Source organism: Variovorax sp. YR634, assembly GCF_900106655.1.
Taxonomy (GTDB): domain Bacteria; phylum Pseudomonadota; class Gammaproteobacteria; order Burkholderiales; family Burkholderiaceae_C; genus Variovorax.
Window position 1 is genome coordinate 106,267 of record NZ_FNOL01000016.1, and the last position, 18,209, is coordinate 124,475.

Consider the following 18,209-nt stretch of genomic DNA (forward strand, 5'->3'; position numbering starts at 1 on the left):
GCTGGAAACCGTCAGGCTGCCAGCGCAACTTTCATTTGTTCAAGGCGCGCTTTGACGGAGGTGTCGAGCACCTCGTCGCCGACCACCACACGAATGCCGCCGATCAGTTCCGGCTCTTGCTGGACCGTGACCTGGAGCTTGCGACCGAAACGCTTTTCGAGCGCGGCCGACACATTGGCCAGCGCAGCGCCGTCGATCGGGAAGGCGCTGTAGACCACGGCGTCGGACGAACCGCTCTTCGCGTTGGCCAGTGCCCGGAACTGCTTCGCAATTTCCGGCAGCACCGAAAAGCGCCCGTTCTCGAGGAGCGCACCCAGGAAGTTCTGGGCATGAGCGGCCAACGGTGCACCGAATGCACCTGCGACCACGCCGATCACCTGTTCGGCCGTGGCCTTCGGGTTGTCGGCGAACTGCTGGAGCTCCGGATCGGCCGCGATGGCGGCAATCTTTTCGAGCCAGGCGCTGGTTCCGGCGACGTCGGACGACGACGCCTTGAAGAGCGCCTCGGCGTAGGGGCGTGCAATGGTGGCGAGTTCTGCCATGGCTTCTATCAGAGTTCGGTCTGCAGACGGGCGAGCAAATCGGCGTGAACGCCTGCATTCACTTCCTTGCGCAGAATCTGCTCTGCGCCCTTGACGGCCAGTGCGGCAACCTGCTCGCGCAGTGCTTCACGGGCCTTCAGTGCCTGCTGGTCGGCTTCGACGCGTGCGGCTGCAACGATCTTGTTGCCTTCCTCGGTCGCGCGGGCCTTGGCCTCTTCAACGATGGCCTGGGCGCGACGTTCGGCGTCGGCAAGACGTTGTGCGGACTCGTTGCGTGCCTGACCCAGCTCGGCTTCCACGCGCTTGTTGGCGGCGGACAGCTCGGACTTGGCCTTGTCGGCGGCAGCGAGGCCTTCGGCGATCTTCGCAGCGCGGTCGTCCAGCGCTTTCGCGATCGGCGGCCACACGTACTTCATCGTGAACCCGACCAGGATCAGGAACACGATCATCTGAACGATCAGGGTACCGGTAATGCTCACTTTTCACCCTCTCTTTGGGATTGAATCGAAGCCATTCGCTAGACGCCAGAGGACTAGGGAACGACGACGCAGGTCCGACGAGAAAGACTTACTTCGGCAGGTTGGCGATCTGAGCCAGGAACGGGTTGGCCGTTGCGAACCACAGAGCGATACCGGTGCCGATAATGAAAGCGGCGTCGATCAGACCAGCCAGCAGGAACATCTTGGTTTGAAGTTCACCCATGAGCTCAGGCTGACGTGCGGCCGACTCGAGGTACTTGCTGCCCATGATGCCGATGCCGATACATGCGCCCACAGCGCCCAGACCGATGATCAGGCCGGCGGCCAGTGCAACAAAGCTAATAACTTCCATGATGACTCCTAGAGGACTTTGGTTGAAGAGAAAACAAAAAACAGAAACGAAAACTGATGATCAGTGGTGATCGTGGGCCTGGCCGATGTAGACCAGCGTCAGCATCATGAACACGAAGGCTTGCAGCGTGATGATCAGGATGTGGAAGATGGCCCAGGCCGTGCCCGCGATGATGTGGCCGATGGCCAGGCCGATGCCGGTGGCCGACATGGACCAGGCACCGCCCATCAGGGCGATCAGCAGGAAGATCAGTTCACCGGCGTACATGTTGCCGAACAACCGCATGCCGTGCGAGACCGTCTTGGCGACGAACTCGATCATCTGCATGGCGAAGTTGAAGGGGTACAGCGCCCAGTGGTTGCCGAAGGGTGCGGTGAACAGCTCGTGGATCCAGCCGCCGGCGCCCTTGATCTTGATGTTGTAGTAGATGCAGATCAGCAGCACTGCCACCGACATGCCCATGGTCACCGAGAGGTCGGCGGTGGGCACGACGCGCAGGTAGGCGTGGTGCGGGTCTTCGCCGGCGATGTGGAAGATCTTGGCCCAGATTGCCGGGAACAAATCGACCGGGAACAGGTCCATTGCGTTCAGCAGGAAGATCCACACGAAGATCGTGAGGGCCAGCGGTGCGACGAACTTGCGGCTCGTGGCGTTATGGACGATGCCCTTGGCCTGCTGGTCGACCATTTCGACGAGCAGTTCGACAGCCGCTTGAAAACGGCCGGGAACACCCGAAGTGGCCTTGCGGGCAGCCAGCCAGAGCAGCCAGCAACCCAGGATGCCGAGCGTGATCGAGAAGAAGAGCGAGTCGAAATTGAAAACCGAGAAGTCAGCAACACCTCCGGGCTTGGAGCTTTGCAGGTGCGTCAAGTGGTGAACGATGTATTCACCCGCGGTCTGACCATGTTCCGCAGCGTTTTCAGCAGCCATTCCGTTACTCGTCTCTCTGTTGCCGGCGCCGGGGCGAGAACATCACCGCCAACCAGGCCGCCTTCATTGTCACCACCAGGCCGATCAGCATTGCTGGCCAGCTCAGCGCCGTTATCAGCCTTGGCGCGGCGATCAGCATCGCCACGGACAAGGCCATCTTGACCATTTCCCACAGGAAGAACCCGAACACCGCAGTGCCCGGATTCAAGGAAGAAAACCGACCGGTCAGCCCGCGTGCGAAAACCGCCGATGGAACAACCACCGCGATCGCACCGTAAGCGGCGGACCAACCCAGATTTTGCCTCCCCGTCAGTCCCCAGGCGGCCAGAGCCACCACCAGACCGACAACCAACTGACCCGCGATCACCCGCCATGGGGAGACCGAAGGGTTCTTTGCTCGCAGTTCACGCGCCTCATCGGCGGTCAACGGCTTGAATTCTGCGTCGAGGTCTTCAGCGACCTCCGAGTCTTGACGGGCGATTGTTTTCATTTCGAATGAAGCCCGGATGACGACCCAGAATTTCTACAAAGCCATTGATTATAAGTAAAAACCCAGCCGGTCCCGCCACCCCGCGCTGTCGCGCATGCAAATCGACGCTTCATTCCCTGACGCGAACCCGACGCGGCGCGCACAACCATAATTCCTTCATGCACCCTATCACCGACGCCCTGCCTGCCACGCTTTGTTACCTCGACGGCGAGTACACCACCCTGCGCGACGCGAAGATCAGCGTCCTCGACCGTGGCTTCATTTTCGGCGACGGCATCTACGAATACGTCCCCGTCTACTTCGGCCAGCCCTTCTGCTTCGAGGAGCACATGGCCCGCCTCGACCGCTCGCTCGCCGAGCTGCAAATAGAGAACCCGCTTTCGCTCGAGCAATGGCGCGAGATCGTGATGCGGCTGGTCGAGCCCGGCGGCGACGAACCCCAGTCAGTGTACTTTCAGGTGACGCGCGGCGTTGCTCTGCGCGACCACGCAATGGTGCGCGGCTTGCGCCCGACGGTGTTCGTGATGGTGAACCCGCTGCCGCCGATCTCCGACGCCATCCGCGCCAAGGGCGTGGCCTGCGTCACCGCGGCCGACTTCCGCTGGCAGAAGGCCCACATCAAGAGCACCAGCCTGCTGGGCGCCGTACTCGCGCGACAGATCAGCGTGGAAGCCGGTGCGGCCGAGACCATCATGTTCCGCGACGAATGGCTCAGCGAAGCCTCGTCGAGCAACGTGTGGATCGTGAAGGACGGCAAGCTGATGGGCCCGCCCAAGAACAACCTCGTGCTGACCGGCATCCGCTACAGCCTGTTCGAACGCCTGTGCAAGGCGCATGGCATTCCCTTTGCGCTGCGCCCCATCTCGCGCGAAGAGGTGTTCGCCGCCGACGAGCTGCTGATCTCCTCGGCCAGCAAGGAGTTGCTGCCCGTCGTCACGCTCGACGGACAACCTATTGGCAACGGCCGCCCCGGCCCCATCTACAGGAGCCTGTACGCGGCCTACCAGCAGGCCAAGCAACACAACGCACAGAAGCACGGAGCCCTGGCATGACCGACAACACGAGCCCCCCCACCGACACCAACGCGATCCCCGACCCGCGCAAGGAGTCGCTGATCGAGTACCCCTCGCAGTTTCCGATCAAGGTGATGGGCGCCAAGGTCGACGGCTTCGTGCATGCCGTCACGCAGATCGCCGAGCAATTCGACCCGACCTTCGACGCCACCACCGTCGAGCTGCGCGACAGCAAGGCCGGCAACTACCTCGGCGTGACCATCACCGTCACGGCCACCAGCCGCGAACAGCTCGACGACCTGTATCGCGCGCTGTCCGCGCACCCGATGGTCAAGGTCGTGCTTTGACCCACAAGCGGCCCGCGCGGCGGACCATGCCATGACAGACACCGCCACCGTCCCCGCCATCGAGCTGCACCCTCTGGGCCGCGTCGACTACGCCGATACCTTCGCAGCAATGAAGCAGTTCACGCTGGAACGCACGCCCGACACACCCGATGCGCTATGGATTTGCGAGCACGCTCCGGTGTTCACGCAAGGCATCGCGGGCAAGCAGGACCACATCCTGAACCCTGGCGCGATCCCCATCGTGCAGACCGACCGCGGTGGACAGGTCACCTTCCATGGCCCCGGCCAGGTCGTGGCCTACCCGTTGATCGACCTGCGCCGGGCGGGCTACTTCGTCAAGGAATACGTCTACCGCATCGAGGAATCGGTGCTGCGCACGCTCGCCCACTTCGGCGTCACCGGCCACCGCGTGCCCGGCGCGCCGGGCATCTACGTGCGCCTGGACGACCCGTTCTCGCACGCCGCGCTGACCGGCCCGATGCCCGCCGCCGACCCGTTCCGCGGCCTCGGAAAGATCGCCGCGCTGGGCATCAAGGTGAGCCGCCACGCCACCTACCACGGCGTGGCGCTCAACGTACAGATGGACCTCGAACCCTTCTCCCGCATCAACCCTTGCGGCTATGCAGGGCTGCAAACGGTCGACCTTTCTACAATCGGCATCCAAACCACATGGGAAGAAGCCGCCACGGTGCTGAGCCAGAAGCTCTCCACTTTCCTGGCGCCTTGACACACCAATGAGCACCACAGAAGTCGTCCGCGACGCCCAGAGCGCCGAAAACTACAACCCCCTGGCCAAGCAGAAAGCGGCGGCCAAGCTCTCGCGCATTCCCGTCAAGGTGGTGCAGGCCGGCGAAGTGCTCAAGAAGCCCGAGTGGATCCGCGTCAAGGCCGGCAGCCCCACCACGCGCTTCTACGAAATCAAGCAGATCCTGCGCGAGAGCAACCTGCACACCGTCTGCGAAGAGGCTTCGTGCCCGAACATCGGCGAATGCTTCGGCAACGGCACCGCCACCTTCATGATCATGGGCGACAAGTGCACGCGCCGCTGCCCGTTCTGCGACGTGGGCCACGGCCGCCCCGACCCGCTCGACAAGGACGAGCCGCTCAACCTCGCCAAGACCATCGCCAAGCTGCGCCTGAAGTACGTGGTGATCACCAGTGTCGACCGCGACGACCTGCGCGACGGCGGCAGCCAGCACTTCGTCGACTGCATCAAGAACATCCGCGAGCTCTCGCCGATGACGCAGATCGAGATCCTGGTGCCCGACTTCCGCGGCCGCGACGACCGCGCCCTCGAGATCCTCAAGGCCGCCCCGCCGGACGTGATGAACCACAACCTCGAAACCGCGCCGCGCCTCTACAAGGAAGCGCGCCCCGGCAGCGACTACCAGTTCAGCCTGAACCTGCTGAAGAAGTTCAAGGCGCTGCACCCCAACGTGCCGACCAAGAGCGGCATCATGGTCGGCCTGGGCGAGACCGACGAGGAAATCCTGCAGGTCATGCGCGACATGCGCGCCCACGACATCGACATGCTGACCATCGGCCAGTACCTGTCGCCGTCGGGCTCGCACCTGCCGGTGCGCCGCTACGTGCACCCCGACACCTTCAAGATGTTCGAGGAAGAGGCCTACAAGATGGGCTTCAGCCATGCGGCGGTGGGTGCGATGGTGCGGTCCAGCTATCACGCAGACCAGCAGGCAGGACACGTTCTGGCCGGCGCGCCGTCGCTCGATTGAACAACGACACGGCGACGGCCCCCACAACGGACGCGCCGCAGTCCGGCAAACCCCTGCACATCCTGCTGGCGATGTGCTACCTGCTGCATCGCACAGGCGCCGAAATGTTCACCCGCGACCTGGCGATGTGGCTGCGCCGTCGCGGACACGCCGTCACCATCTTCGCGACGGCCTTCGGCGACATGGCGAACGAATTGCGCTTCGCCTCCATCGCCTGTGTCACCGACCTGGCCGACATGGCTGCGCGGCCAGACGTGATCGTCGGCAACACGCACCACGAGACGGTTCGCGCGCTGCTGCATTTCCACGACGTGCCGGTCCTCACGATATGCCATGACCGCAGCGACGATCACGGGCGCCCGGCGCAGTTCGCACAGGTCGTGTGCCATGTGGCCGTCGACGAGAACTGCGCGCAGCGCCTGGTGCACGAGTTCGGCATCGCGCGCGAGCGCATCGAGCTGATCCAGAACGGTGTCGACCTTTCGCGCTTTCCCCGGCGCGGCGACCTGCCGGCGCAGCCCCGCACGGCGCTGGTCTTCAGCAACTACGCCTCGCACAACGCGCAGCTGGAGGAAATCCGCGCCGCCTGCGTGCAGCGCGGACTGTCGCTGGACGTGATCGGCAGCGGCACCGGCAACCACCTGCCCGACCCGGCGGAGGCGCTCGGCCGCTACGACATCGTCTTCGGCAAGGGCCGCTGCGCCACCGAGGCGCTGTGCACCGGCAACGCGGTGGTGGTGCTCGACCCGGTGTGGGGCATGGCCGAGATGGTGACGGCTGCAACCGTGGCCCATGCACGGCACTGGAATTTCGGCCGGGCGCTGCTGATCCGGCCGATCACGCGGGAGAGCGTGGGCGCCGAACTCGACCGCTATGACGCCGGGGATGCGGGCAAGGCCGGCGAATGGATGCGTGCGCATGGCAGCCTCGACGCCACGCTCGGCGCGCTCGAGAGCTGCGTGCAGCGCATGGTCCGGCAACATCCGGTGATCGAGGTTCCAGCGAACCAGCGCGCGGACGAGATGTCCCGCTACATGCAGGACTGGATCCGGCGCGGCAGTCCTTCGGCGGCGCACTTGACCATTGCGTCTCTGCATCAGCACGTCGCAGGCCTTCAGCAGTCCTTCAACGACCATCAGCGCATGTATCAGGACCGGATCGACGCGCTGCATGCAGAGGCACTGCGCCAGTCGGAGCATGCGACACAGTCGAACGCCGACTGCAATGCACGGCTGGCCGGAGCCGAGCAGCAGGTCCGGCAGGCGCGCGCCGAACTCGCCCTGCTCCAGGCGCAGTTGCGCGAGGTCTATGCCAGTCACTCATGGCGCGTGACCGGTCCGCTGCGCCGTATCTCGACCCTTGTCCGCCCGGGCGGCCCAAGCGCATGAAGCCGCTGGTGATCGCCGCCCATTCGGGCCACGAACTGCTGCTTTGGAAATGGCTGCGCAATGAGCGGCCGGACTTCGTGGTGCTGACCAACGGCGCCGGGTCAACCGGTGTGCCGCGGCTCGAGCCGACGATCGACAACCTGGCGCAAGCTGGTGCCAACTGGATTCCAGCGGTTGTGCAGCCGGTCGCCGATGCCGACATCTACCGGGCACTGCTCGAAGGCGACACGCGCCTGTTCACGCAGTGGGTCGGTGCCTTGACGACGCACGTCGTCGAACAAGGCATCGACTGCATAGTCGCCGACGAAGCGGAGGACTACAACCCGTCGCACGACCTGTGTCGCCTGCTGGCCAACCAGGTCGCCGCGCACGCCGCAGCGCGCGGCTGCGAGGTCGTCTCGCTCGGCTATCCCACCGTGGGCCATCCCAGCCCGTCGGCGCGGCTGGCTTCCGAGCGCCATGTCATGGTGGAGCTCGACGAGCACGAGCTGCAGGCCAAGCTGGACGACATGCACGGCTATGCGCGCAGCTTCGGCGGCCAACTGGAGCGGGAGCTGGCGGGCTTCATCGCCGAGTTCGGCGTCCAGGCCTATGGGCGGGAATGCCTCTTCGCCGCACAGCCCACGCGCTACGAACTGGCGGAAGCGCCTGCAACCAAGCCCTCTTTCGAAATCATCGGCGAAGAACGCGTTGCCGCCGGCGTCTACAAGCACGTCATCCGCGGCGCTCACCTGCAGACCGTGGCCGACCGGCTGCGCGACGCAATGAGCTGACACAGCCATCGACGCCGCGATGTCCTTCACGACGCCTGCCATCGACGACGACAGCGCGGCCATCGTCGCCGACCCCATCGCCACCTTCGCGGTTCCGCTCCCGCTCGACGCTCCGCTGGCCCATGCAGTCGTGGGCCTCGGCCGCTTCGGCTGCGTCCATGCCCGAAAGCTCCTCGCCTTGAGCGGCTTCCACCTGCGTGCCCTGGTGGATTGCTCGTCGTCGGCCCGCGCTGCCAGCGAACTCGCGGCGCTGCCGCTGTTGCCGAGCCTGGACGATCTGCCGTCGGGCATCGCGTCGGTCACAGTCGCCACCAGCGACGACGCGCACGCCGAAGTCGCGATGGCATTGATGCGGCGCGGCTGCCACGTGCTGGTCGAGAAGCCGCTTTGCATCGACCGGCACGAAGGCGCCCTGATGATCCACACCGCCCGGCAATGCGGCGTCACCCTGAGCACCGGGCACATCGAGCGCTTCAACCCGGTGTTCGACGAAGCCGTGCTAGACCGGCTTCGGAACGCGGCGGCAAGCCACAGCCGGGGCCAGCAGGGCCGGCGTCCCTTCATGCGGTTTCGCCGCTATTCGACCCGCGTCGCCACGGCCAGGGACAGCGTACTGGACCTGATGGTGCACGACATCGACCTGTTCGCCTGGCTGTGCGCAATTCCCGTGGAAGCACCGCTGGAAGTGCTCGCGCGGCACATCGGCGAACAAAGCATCCGCGCCCGAGTGCGGCTGGGTGCCCTGATCGCCGAATTCGAGAGCGGCTACGGCAGCATGCCGGCCAGCGCCCGGTTGCATGTGTGCGACGGCCACCGTGAGCAGCTGCTGGACCTGCGCCGTTCGACAGCGACGACGACCGGCGACGATGCCCTGACACGGCAGTACCAGGGCTTCCGGCGCGCCATCCTGGGCCAGGCCAGCCGCGTCGCGTCGGGTGCCGACGGCCTTGTGGCCGTCACCCGGGCCTGCCAGATACTGCACGCATGAAAATCCCGCTGTTCCGGCCGGCGGCTTCCGCCGAACCGATGGCGACGCGCCTGGCCCAGGCCCTCGCCGCCGTGCTGCGCAGCGGCACGTACATCCTCGGGCCGCAGGTCCAGGCTCTGGAGGCGCGGCTGTCGGCGCTGCTGCATGGCCGCGAGACCGTGGCCGTGGGGTCGGGTTCCGAAGCGCTTTTGCTGGCCTTCAAGAGCCTCGGCATCGGAAGCGCGGGCGGAGGGGACGCGCTGGACGAGGTCCTGATGCCCACCTACACCTTCGTCGCGTGCGCGGAAGCAGTGCTCGGCGCCGGCGCGCGGCCGGTCTTCGTCGACAGTGCGCCAGACGACTTCCTGCCAACGCTTGCGCATTTCCGCAATGCCCGAACGCCCCGGACCCGCGCGATCCTCGCGGTCGGCCTCTTCGGCGACCCGAGCGGCCTGCCCGAGCTGGCCGCCTACTGCCGCGACGAAAAACTGCTGCTGGTCGAGGACGTGGCCCAGTGCCTCGGTGCCCGGGCCAGTGACGGCATCGCCGCGGGCAACGCCGGCACCTGGGGCGATGCCGCGGCAATGAGCTTCTATCCGACCAAGACTCTCGGTGCTGCCGGCGACGCCGGTGCGCTGGCCTTCAGGGACCCGCTCCACGCCAGCAAGGCCCGCCTGTTGCGCAACCACGGCTACCACGACGGCCAGCACCACTGCCTCGGGCACAACAGCCGAATGGACGAACTGCAGGCCTGCCTGCTCAATGCCGCCCTGGACGATTTCCCGGACCACATCGCGCGACGGCGTGCCATCGCCGCACGCTACCTGTCGGCCTGGGCCGACTTGCCGATTCGCTTGCCGCCAGACTCGCCCGGCCACGCGTGGAACTACTTCGTCGTCCGGCTGCCTGGCCCGCGCGAACGCGAAACCTTTGCGGCCCGGCTGGCCGCATCCGGCATCGCCACCCGCATCTACTACGAGCAGCCGCTGCACCGGCACGAGGCACTCCAGCCTTGGCACGGCAACGGCGCCCTGCCGCACAGCGAAGGGCTGGCCGGCTGTTCGCTCGCATTGCCGCTCTACCCGATGCTCGACGACGAGGAAATCGAGTACATCATCGGTGCCGTGCGGCGAGCTGCTGCGACTGGCGCGTGATACGGGCGAACGCGGCGATCAAGGCAAGTCGAGCCGGTACCCCACTCCATAAATCGACCGTATCAACTCCTGCCCCCGGCTCGCCGCATCGAGCTTGCGGCGCAGGTTCTTCACATGGCTGTCCACCGCCCGATCGGTCACCGCGCGCTGGTCTGCATGCACATGGTCGAGCAGCTTGTCGCGCGACAGCACGCGGCCCCGAGCATCGGCCAGCGCCTTCAGCAGGCGGAACTCGATCGGCGTGAGCCCCAGCGGGGTGCCGTGCAGCGTCGCCTTGTACGTCTGCTCGTCGATCTGCAGGGGCGATGCCTCGCGCGACGCATAGCCGCTGCGGCGCAGCAGCGCCTTCACGCGCGCCACCACCTCGCGCGGACTGAATGGCGTCTTGCAGATGTAGTCGTCAGCGCCGATCTCGAGGCCCATCAGGCGGTCGGCCTCTTCGACGCGCGCCGTGAGCATGATGACGGGCACCTCGCTGAACAACCGCAGCTCGCGGCACACGCTCATGCCGTCCTGTCCGGGCAGCATCAGGTCGAGCAGCACAAGGTCCGGCCGGCGAGCCTTCACGGAGGGCACAACCTCCAGCCCGTTGGCGATCCATTGCGAGGTGTAGCCCGAGGCCTGGAGGTAGTCGGCGAGCAGCGCCGCCATGCGCGGCTCGTCCTCGACGATCAGGATGTGCGCGGACGAAGAAGAAGCAGTTGCCATGATCGTGTCGTTCATTGCGGTAGCCGCACCGCAATCCACAGCCCGCCCAGCGGCGAAGCCTTCGCCTCGATGGTGCCGCCATGCGCCTCGACGATGCTGCGGCAGATGGCAAGGCCAAGGCCCGCGCCGCCACTGGCCCGGTTGCGCGAACCCTCGCCGCGGAAAAAACGCTCGAACAGGCGCGGCAGCAGCGCCGCGTCGACGCCAGGCGCCGAATCCATGAGATCGATCGCGATCTGGTTGTCGGCCTCGCGTGCCTCGATGCGCAGCATGCCGCCCGCGTCGGTGTAGCGGCAGGCGTTGAGCACGAGGTTGCTGAAGAGCTGCTGCATGCGCCGTTCGTCGGCGAACATCATCAGCGGCTGCGCGGGCAGCACCAGCTCCAGTCGCAGGCCAGCCGAAGCCAGCCTCTCGCGGAACGAATCCACGCTCAGCTCCAGCAGCTCGCGCAGGTTGATGTCGGCCTTGCGGTACGCGAGTGCGCCCACGTCCGCCATCGACAGGTCGTACAGGTCGGTCACCAGCTTGTTGAGCATGCCCACTTCGTGCTGCAGCGAGCGCACGGCCTGCGCGTCGAGGCGGCGCACGCCGTCTTCCATTGCCTCCAGCTCGCCGTGCAGCACGCCCAGCGGCGTGCGCAGCTCGTGCGACACGTCGGCCATGAACTCGCGACGCATCCGCTCGTTGCGCTGCAAGGTGAAGGCCAGCGAATTGAAGTCACGCGCCAGTTGCCCCACCTCATCGTGCGATGCCACCGCCACGCGGCTCGCGTAGTCGCCCGATGTCAATCGGTGCGTGGCCGCCGCCACACGCTTGACGGGCGCGAGCAGCACCCGCGCGATCCACCACGCGATGCCCGCGGCCAGCAGCACGCACAGGCTGCCGATGACCCAACTCGCGCGCAGCTGGTTTTTCTGGAAGCGCTGGTCGCCGGCCTCGCTCACGCTCTGGAACGGCATCATCGCGACCCAGCCCACGGTCTTGCCGTCGACCACCACGGCACGTTCAATGGCACCCTTGCGAATCTCCCTGAAGCCCACGATCACCTTCCTGTCCGTATCGAGCAGCGCGATGCGCAGCACGGCGCCCGTCAGGTCGGACACCAGCGCCGGGGTGCGCCCCGGCTCGAAGCGCTCGCCCGAGGCGGAAGGCGCGGGCCGCATGATCTCGAACCAGGGGCGGGGGTTGTCTCGCAGGAAGTCCCAGCTGCCGTTCTGCCGGTAGGCCGCAACGGCGTTCGGCAGCACGGAGTCGAGCCGCTCCACGCCCTGCTCGTTGAGGTAGCCGACAAAGCCGCGCTCGAAGTTCCAGCGCGAGGCCGCGCCCATCGCGACCACGGCCAGCACGGCGGTGGCCAGCACGGCGAGAAAGAGCTTGGTGGTGATGCTGATCTTCATGAAGGGCCACAAGATAAGCCAGATGAGGCCCGCGCGGTGCATTCAGCGCCCATGGCCGTGCATGCCGCAGGGACCTCCACATTCGCTCCACATTCACTGAAGACCATGGATTCCAAACCCGATTGGAATCTTCTGAACATGTCTTCCCGCTTCATCCGCACCGGCCTCGCGTGCGCCCTGGCCTTCGGCCTGCTGGGCGCGATCGCGGGATGCTCCGGCTCTTCTTCCGCACCGCCCCAGCTCCCCGCCGCGCAAGTCGGCGTGGTGACCATACAGCCCGAGAACCAGCCGATCACCACCGAGCTGTCGGGCCGCACCCGCGCCCGCCTGAGCGCGGAGATCCGCCCGCAGGTCGGCGGCATCGTGCAGCAGCGCCTGTTCGAAGAAGGTGCGCTGGTCAAGGCCGGGCAGGTGCTCTACCAGCTCGACCCCGCCAGCTACAAGGCGTCCTACGCCAGCGCGCAGGCCAGCGTCGCCAAGGCCGAGGCCACGGTCAACTCCGCGAAGGTCACCGCGCGCCGCAATGCCGAGCTCGCGAAGATCGACGCCGTCAGCCAGCAGACCAACGACGACAGCCAGGCCACGCTGCAGCAGGCCGAGGCCGAGCTCGGCGTGGCCCGCGCCTCGCTCGACACGGCGCGCATCAACCTCGGCTTCACACGTATCACCGCGCCGATCGCTGGGCGCATCGAGGCCTCGACGGTCACGCCGGGCGCGCTGGTCACGGCCAGCCAGACCACCGCGCTCACGACCGTGCAGCAGCTCGACCCGATCCATGTCGACGTGACGCAATCGACCACCGAGCTGCTGCGGCTGCAGCGCGAGCTGGCCGCCGGCACGCTCAAGAGCAGCGGCGACAAGAGTGAAGCCTCGGTGAAGCTGCTGCTGGAAGACGGCACGGTCTACGCCCACGCCGGGCGCCTGCAGTTCGCGAGCGTCACCGTCAGCGAAGGCACGGGCGCGGTCACGCTGCGCATCCTGGTGCCGAACCCAGAGCGCACGCTACTGCCCGGCATGTACGTGCGCGCAGTGCTCGAAGAGGGCGTGGCCGAACGGGCGCTGCTGGTGCCGCAGCAGGGCGTGACACGCACGGCCAGCGGCGATGCCTCCGCGCTGGTGGTCACAGCCGACAACAAGGTCGAGAAGCGCGCGCTGAAGGTGTCGCGCGCGGTCGGCAATCGCTGGCAAGTGACCGACGGGCTGAAGGCGGGCGAGCGCGTGATCGTCGAGGGCTCGCTCAAAGTCAAAGTGGGCGACACAGTGAAACCCGTGACCGCCGACACCACCGCAACGGTGGCCAGCGCGGCAAGCGCCGGCACCAGCCGCTGAGGAAGCAACGCACATGGCACGCTTCTTCATCGACCGGCCCATCTTCGCGTGGGTCATCGCCATCGTCATCATGCTTGCCGGCGGGCTGTCCATTGCCACGCTTTCGCTGGAGCAATACCCCAACATCGCACCCACCAAGGTCTCCATCAACGCGACCTACCCCGGTGCCTCGGCCAAGACCATCGAGGACTCGGTCACGCAGGTGATCGAGCAGAAGATGAAGGGCCTCGACCGGCTCGTCTCGATGTCGTCGAGCAGCACCTCGTCGGGCACCGCGCGCATCGAGCTCACCTTCGAGGCCGGCACCAACGCCGACGTGGCGCAGATGCAGGTGCAGAACAAGCTGCAGCAGGCCGAGTCGCAGTTGCCGCAATCGGTGCAGAGCCAGGGCGTGACGGTCACCAAGTCGGGCACCGACTTCCTGATGATCGTCTCGCTGGTCTCGCAGGACGGCAGCGCCTCGGCCACCGACATCGGCGACTACATCTCCAGCAGCCTGCTCGACGTGCTCAGCCGCATCGACGGCGTGGGCGACGTGCAGACGCTGGGTTCGGGCTATGCCATGCGCATCTGGCTCGACCCCGCCAGGCTGCAGAAGTATTCGCTGATGCCCTCGGACGTGACCAGCGCGCTCACCAGCCAGAACACCGAAGTCTCGGCCGGCCAGCTCGGCGCGCTGCCGGCGGCCGCGGGCCAGCGGCTCACCGCGACCATCACCGCGCGCAGCAAGCTGCGCACCGCCGACCAGTTCCGCGAGGTGATCGTCAAGTCGGACAGCAGCAGCGGCGCGATCGTGCGGCTGGGCGACGTCGCGCGCATCGAACTCGGCAGCGAGAGCTACACCGTCAGCTCGCGCTTCGACGGCAAGCCGTCGTCCGGCATGGGCGTGAAGCTGGCCACCGGCGCCAACGCGCTCACGGTGTCGAACGCGGTGAAGGCCAAGCTCGCGGAGCTGGCGCCCTTCTTCCCCAACCAGATGAAGGCCGTGGTCGGCTACGACACCACGCCCTTCGTGCGCATCTCCATCGAGGAAGTGGCCAAGACGCTGGGCGAGGCGATGGTGCTGGTCGTGCTGATCATGTACCTCTTTTTGCAGAACCTGCGCGCCACGCTGGTGCCCGCCATCGCGGTACCGGTGGTGCTGCTGGGCACCTTCGGCGTGCTGGCGCTGCTGGGCTACTCGATCAACACGCTGACCATGTTCGGCATGGTGCTGGCCATCGGCCTCCTGGTGGACGACGCCATCGTGGTGGTGGAGAACGTCGAGCGGCTCATGACCGAGGAAGGGCTCTCGCCGAAGGAAGCCACGCGCAAGTCGATGCGCGAGATCACCGGCGCGCTGGTGGGCATTGCACTGGTGCTGTCGGCGGTGTTCATTCCCATGGCTTTCTTCGGCGGCTCGACGGGCGTGATCTACCGCCAGTTCTCGGTGACCATCGTCGCGGCCATGCTGCTGTCGGTGCTGGTGGCGCTCACGCTGTCGCCGGCGCTGTGCGCCACGCTGCTCAAGCCCGTGGAGGCCGGCCACCATCAGGAGAAGCGCGGCTTCTTCGGCTGGTTCAACCGCAACTTCGAGCGCAATGCAGACCGCTACCGCTCGGGCGTCGGCGGCCTGCTGCGGCGCGGCAAGCGCAGCCTGCTGGTGTACGCGCTGCTGGTGGGCGTGCTGGCCGTGACCTTCATGCGCCTGCCCACCTCGTTCCTGCCCGACGAAGACCAGGGCACGCTGATGGCCCAGGTGAAGCTGCCCGCCAGCGCCACCGACGAGCAGCTGCAGCAGACCATGAAGCGCTTCGAGCAATACCTGTCCTCGCAGAAGGAAGTCAGCCACTACATCACGCTGACCGGCCTGAGCGGCGACCAGGCCACGGGCAATGCCTTCATCACGCTGAAGGACTGGAGCGAGCGTGGCGGCGACGGGCAAGACGCCGCATCGCTGTCGCGCCGCTTCACGATGGAGATGGCCGCGCGCACCAGCAACGCCAACGTGTTCGTGATGCTGCCGCCCGCCGTGCGCGGCCTGGGCTCGAACGCGGGCTTCGACGTGCAGCTGCAGGACCTGGGCGGCATCGGCCACGATGCGCTGGCACAGGCGCGCGAGCAGTTCCTGGCCCTGGCCAAGAAAGACCCCGCGCTGAGCCAGGTGCGCAGCAACAACCTGGACGACACACCGCAGTTCGCCATCGACATCGACGACCGCAAGGCTTCGGCGCTGGGCCTTTCGACCTCGGACATCAACGACACGCTGTCGAGCGCCATGGGCGGCAGCTACGTGAACGACTTCATCAACAACGGCCGCGTGAAGAAGGTCTACGTGCAGGCCGACGCGCCCTTCCGCATGCAGCCTGACAGCGTGAACAGCTGGTACGTGCGCAACGCCAGCAGCGAGATGGTGCCGTTCTCGGCCTTCGCCAGCAGCCGCTGGACGTACGGCTCGCCGCAGCTGTCGCGCTACAACGGCATGTCGTCGTTCGAGCTGATCGGCGACCCCGCCGCGGGTGTGAGCTCGGGCGCGGCGATGGACGCGGTGGAAAACATCATGAAGCAGCTGCCGCAGGGCATCGGCTACGAATGGACCGGCAGCTCGTATCAGGAACGCCTGTCGGGCTCGCAGGCGCCGCTGCTCTACGCGGTGTCGATTTTGTTCGTGTTCCTGTGCCTGGCCGCGCTGTACGAGAGCTGGTCTGTGCCGTTCTCGGTGATGCTGGTGGTGCCGCTGGGCGTGCTGGGCGCGGTGCTGGCCACGAAGCTGGCGGGGCTGTCGAACGACGTGTACTTCCAGGTGGGGCTGCTGGCCACGGTGGGGCTGTCGGCGAAGAACGCGATCCTGATCGTGGAATTCGCCAAGCAGCTGCAGGACGAAGGCGTTGCGCTGGTCGAGGCCACGCTGCAGGCCGTGCGCCTGCGGCTGCGGCCCATCCTCATGACCTCGCTGGCCTTTATGTTCGGCGTGCTGCCGCTGGCGCTGAGCACCGGCGCGGGCTCGGGCAGCCGCCGCGCCATCGGCGTGGGCGTGCTCGGCGGCATCGCGACCGCCACCGCGCTGGGTATCTTCTTCGTGCCGCTGTTTTTCGTCGTGATCCGGCGCTTCTTCGCGCAAAAGAAAAAACCCGCGGCGGCATCCACGCTGACCGCGCTGCCTGAGGCATGAACGCCATGACCCGAATTCATTTCAGACTCTCCGCACTCGTTGCAGCCGCGCTGCTGGCCGGCTGCGTCAACCTCGCGCCCGTGTACTCGCGGCCCGAAGCGCCGGTGCCCGCCACCTGGCCGGCCTCCACGGGTGCGAAGGAGGCCAAGGATGCAACCGTCTCCGCCACCACCGGCTGGCAGAGCTTCATCACCGACGACCGGCTGCGCCGCACCATCGCGCTCGCGCTGGCCAACAACCGCGACCTGCGCGTGGCGGTGCAGAACATCGAGAAGGCTCGCGCGCAATACGGCGTGCAGCGCGCCGAACTGTTCCCCAGCATCGCGGCCACGGCGGGTGCCACCCGCGCGCGCACCTCGGCGGCAACAAGCAGCAGCGGCGAATCGTCCATCGGCTCGACGTACAGCGCGTCGCTGGGCTTCAGCAGCTACGAGCTCGACCTGTTCGGCCGCGTGCGCAACCTCAACGAGGCGGCGCTGCAGAGCTACCTGTCGACCGAGGCCACGACCCGCAGCACGCAGATCAGCCTGGTGGCGGAAGTCGCCTCGGCCTGGCTCACGCTGGCCGCGGACAACGAACGGCTGAAGCTCGCGCAGGACACGCTGGCCAGCCAGCAGCGCACGTATGCGCTGACCGGCCGCATGCATGAACTGGGCGCCAGCTCGGCGCTGTCGCTGGCCCAGGCGCAGACGACCGTTGATTCGGCGCGTGTGGACGTGGCCAGCTACACCGCGCAGGTAGCGCTCGATCGCAACGCGCTGGACCTGCTGGCCGGCGCCACCGTGCCCGACGAGCTATTGCCGGCCGCAGGCATGGCCACGGCCAGCGCACTGGTCGACGTGCCCGCGGGGCTGCCTTCGACACTGCTGCAGCAGCGGCCCGATGTGCTGGCCGCCGAGCACACGCTGCAAGGCTCGAACGCCGACATCGGCGCGGCGCGCGCGGCCTTCTTCCCGACGATCTCGCTGACCGCGAGTTCGGGCTCGTCGAGCACGGCGCTGTCGGGCTTGTTCAAGGGCGGCAACAGCACCTGGAGCTTCGCACCGTCGGTCAGCCTGCCGATCTTCAACGCCGGCAGCAACCGCGCCAGCCTCGACTCGGCGAAGGCGCAGCGCGAGATCGACCTCGCCACCTACGAGAAGACGGTGCAGACCGCGTTCAAGGAAGTGGCCGATGCGCTGGCCACGCGCGGCTCGATCGGCGAGCAGATTGCGGCGCAGCAATCGCTGGTCGATGCCACGCAGAAGAGCTACACGCTGTCGAACGCGCTCTACCGCAGCGGCAGCTACAGCTTTCTCGAAGTGCTGGACGCGCAGCGTTCGCTGTATACGGCGCAGCAGACGCTGATCGGCTTGCGACTGTCGGAGCAGAGCAACCGCATCACGCTCTACAAGGTGATGGGCGGCGGGGAGACGGTGCGGGCCGAGACCACCGCGTCGGCACGCTGACCGCC

At 66.6% G+C, this 18,209-nt stretch carries 18 protein-coding genes; 11 read left to right on the plus strand and 7 right to left on the minus strand.

Annotated elements, in window-relative coordinates; genetic code table 11:
* Nucleotides 1–11: 11 nt before the first annotated feature.
* The 5 genes from BLV60_RS23690 to BLV60_RS23710 all read right to left on the minus strand — a co-directional run bounded on the left by BLV60_RS23690 (nt 12) and on the right by BLV60_RS23710 (nt 2,793).
* Nucleotides 12–542, minus strand: a complete 531-nt coding sequence (locus BLV60_RS23690) for a F0F1 ATP synthase subunit delta (RefSeq protein WP_093057735.1) — start codon at nt 540–542, stop codon at nt 12–14.
* Nucleotides 543–550: 8 nt separating this feature from the next.
* Nucleotides 551–1,021: a F0F1 ATP synthase subunit B gene (locus BLV60_RS23695; RefSeq protein WP_093057736.1), complete on the minus strand. Its 471-nt coding sequence runs from the start codon at nt 1,019–1,021 to the stop codon at nt 551–553.
* 88 nt (nt 1,022–1,109) lie between these two features.
* A complete protein-coding gene (gene atpE, locus BLV60_RS23700) occupies nt 1,110–1,373 on the minus strand; it encodes a F0F1 ATP synthase subunit C (protein ID WP_007830191.1) in 264 nt (87 codons plus the stop codon).
* Nucleotides 1,374–1,433: 60 nt separating this feature from the next.
* A complete protein-coding gene (gene atpB, locus BLV60_RS23705) occupies nt 1,434–2,303 on the minus strand; it encodes a F0F1 ATP synthase subunit A (protein ID WP_093057737.1) in 870 nt (289 codons plus the stop codon).
* Between the two features lie 4 nt (nt 2,304–2,307).
* Nucleotides 2,308–2,793, minus strand: a complete 486-nt coding sequence (locus BLV60_RS23710) for an ATP synthase subunit I (protein WP_093057738.1) — start codon at nt 2,791–2,793, stop codon at nt 2,308–2,310.
* A 158-nt stretch (nt 2,794–2,951) separates the two neighbouring features.
* Here BLV60_RS23710 and BLV60_RS23715 point away from each other — a divergent pair, with 158 nt between their 5' ends.
* Genes BLV60_RS23715 through BLV60_RS23750 form a run of 8 tightly spaced genes read left to right on the plus strand, consistent with a single transcriptional unit; the run spans nt 2,952 to nt 10,171 of the window.
* Nucleotides 2,952–3,845 carry a D-amino acid aminotransferase gene (locus BLV60_RS23715; RefSeq protein WP_093057739.1) on the plus strand — a complete coding sequence of 298 codons (894 nt, stop codon included), beginning with the start codon at nt 2,952–2,954 and terminating at the stop codon, nt 3,843–3,845.
* Nucleotides 3,842–4,153 carry a YbeD family protein gene (locus BLV60_RS23720; RefSeq protein WP_093057740.1) on the plus strand — a complete coding sequence of 104 codons (312 nt, stop codon included), beginning with the start codon at nt 3,842–3,844 and terminating at the stop codon, nt 4,151–4,153. Before BLV60_RS23715 ends, BLV60_RS23720 begins: the two co-directional genes overlap by 4 nt.
* Nucleotides 4,154–4,184: 31 nt before the next feature.
* A complete protein-coding gene (lipB, locus tag BLV60_RS23725) occupies nt 4,185–4,880 on the plus strand; it encodes a lipoyl(octanoyl) transferase LipB (RefSeq protein WP_093057741.1) in 696 nt (231 codons plus the stop codon).
* Nucleotides 4,881–4,887: 7 nt separating this feature from the next.
* The gene (lipA, locus tag BLV60_RS23730) at nt 4,888–5,889 is read left to right on the plus strand and encodes a lipoyl synthase (protein WP_093057742.1); all 1,002 of its coding nucleotides are present in this window, start codon (nt 4,888–4,890) and stop codon (nt 5,887–5,889) included.
* Nucleotides 5,886–7,277 (plus strand): glycosyltransferase family 4 protein, encoded by a 1,392-nt coding sequence (locus BLV60_RS23735; protein ID WP_256329532.1) that lies wholly within the window; start codon nt 5,886–5,888, stop codon nt 7,275–7,277. Before lipA ends, BLV60_RS23735 begins: the two co-directional genes overlap by 4 nt.
* A complete protein-coding gene (locus BLV60_RS23740) occupies nt 7,274–8,050 on the plus strand; it encodes a hypothetical protein (protein ID WP_093057743.1) in 777 nt (258 codons plus the stop codon). The genes BLV60_RS23735 and BLV60_RS23740 overlap by 4 nt, the downstream gene beginning before the upstream one ends.
* 19 nt (nt 8,051–8,069) lie before the next feature.
* Complete coding sequence (locus BLV60_RS23745) at nt 8,070–9,038, plus strand: Gfo/Idh/MocA family protein (RefSeq protein WP_093057744.1); 969 nt, start codon at nt 8,070–8,072, stop codon at nt 9,036–9,038.
* Nucleotides 9,035–10,171 (plus strand): DegT/DnrJ/EryC1/StrS family aminotransferase, encoded by a 1,137-nt coding sequence (locus BLV60_RS23750; protein WP_093057745.1) that lies wholly within the window; start codon nt 9,035–9,037, stop codon nt 10,169–10,171. The genes BLV60_RS23745 and BLV60_RS23750 overlap by 4 nt, the downstream gene beginning before the upstream one ends.
* A gap of 18 nt (nt 10,172–10,189) precedes the next feature.
* Here the strand turns inward: BLV60_RS23750 and BLV60_RS23755 are convergent, their stop codons facing one another.
* Together BLV60_RS23755 and baeS are read right to left on the minus strand one after the other, a co-directional pair.
* The gene (locus BLV60_RS23755; protein WP_256329533.1) at nt 10,190–10,894 is read right to left on the minus strand and encodes a response regulator; all 705 of its coding nucleotides are present in this window, start codon (nt 10,892–10,894) and stop codon (nt 10,190–10,192) included.
* The gene (gene baeS / locus BLV60_RS23760; RefSeq protein WP_093057788.1) at nt 10,891–12,276 is read right to left on the minus strand and encodes a sensor histidine kinase efflux regulator BaeS; all 1,386 of its coding nucleotides are present in this window, start codon (nt 12,274–12,276) and stop codon (nt 10,891–10,893) included. Before baeS ends, BLV60_RS23755 begins: the two co-directional genes overlap by 4 nt.
* 138 nt (nt 12,277–12,414) lie before the next feature.
* Between baeS and BLV60_RS23765 the strand changes: the two genes are divergently transcribed.
* Genes BLV60_RS23765 through BLV60_RS23775 form a run of 3 tightly spaced genes read left to right on the plus strand, consistent with a single transcriptional unit; the run spans nt 12,415 to nt 18,204 of the window.
* Nucleotides 12,415–13,605, plus strand: a complete 1,191-nt coding sequence (locus BLV60_RS23765; protein ID WP_093057789.1) for an efflux RND transporter periplasmic adaptor subunit — start codon at nt 12,415–12,417, stop codon at nt 13,603–13,605.
* Between the two features lie 13 nt (nt 13,606–13,618).
* On the plus strand, nt 13,619–16,756 hold the full coding sequence (locus BLV60_RS23770) for an efflux RND transporter permease subunit (RefSeq protein ID WP_093057746.1): 3,138 nt from the start codon (nt 13,619–13,621) through the stop codon (nt 16,754–16,756).
* A 5-nt stretch (nt 16,757–16,761) separates the two neighbouring features.
* Nucleotides 16,762–18,204, plus strand: a complete 1,443-nt coding sequence (locus BLV60_RS23775; RefSeq protein ID WP_093057790.1) for an efflux transporter outer membrane subunit — start codon at nt 16,762–16,764, stop codon at nt 18,202–18,204.
* Nucleotides 18,205–18,209 lie beyond the last annotated feature (5 nt).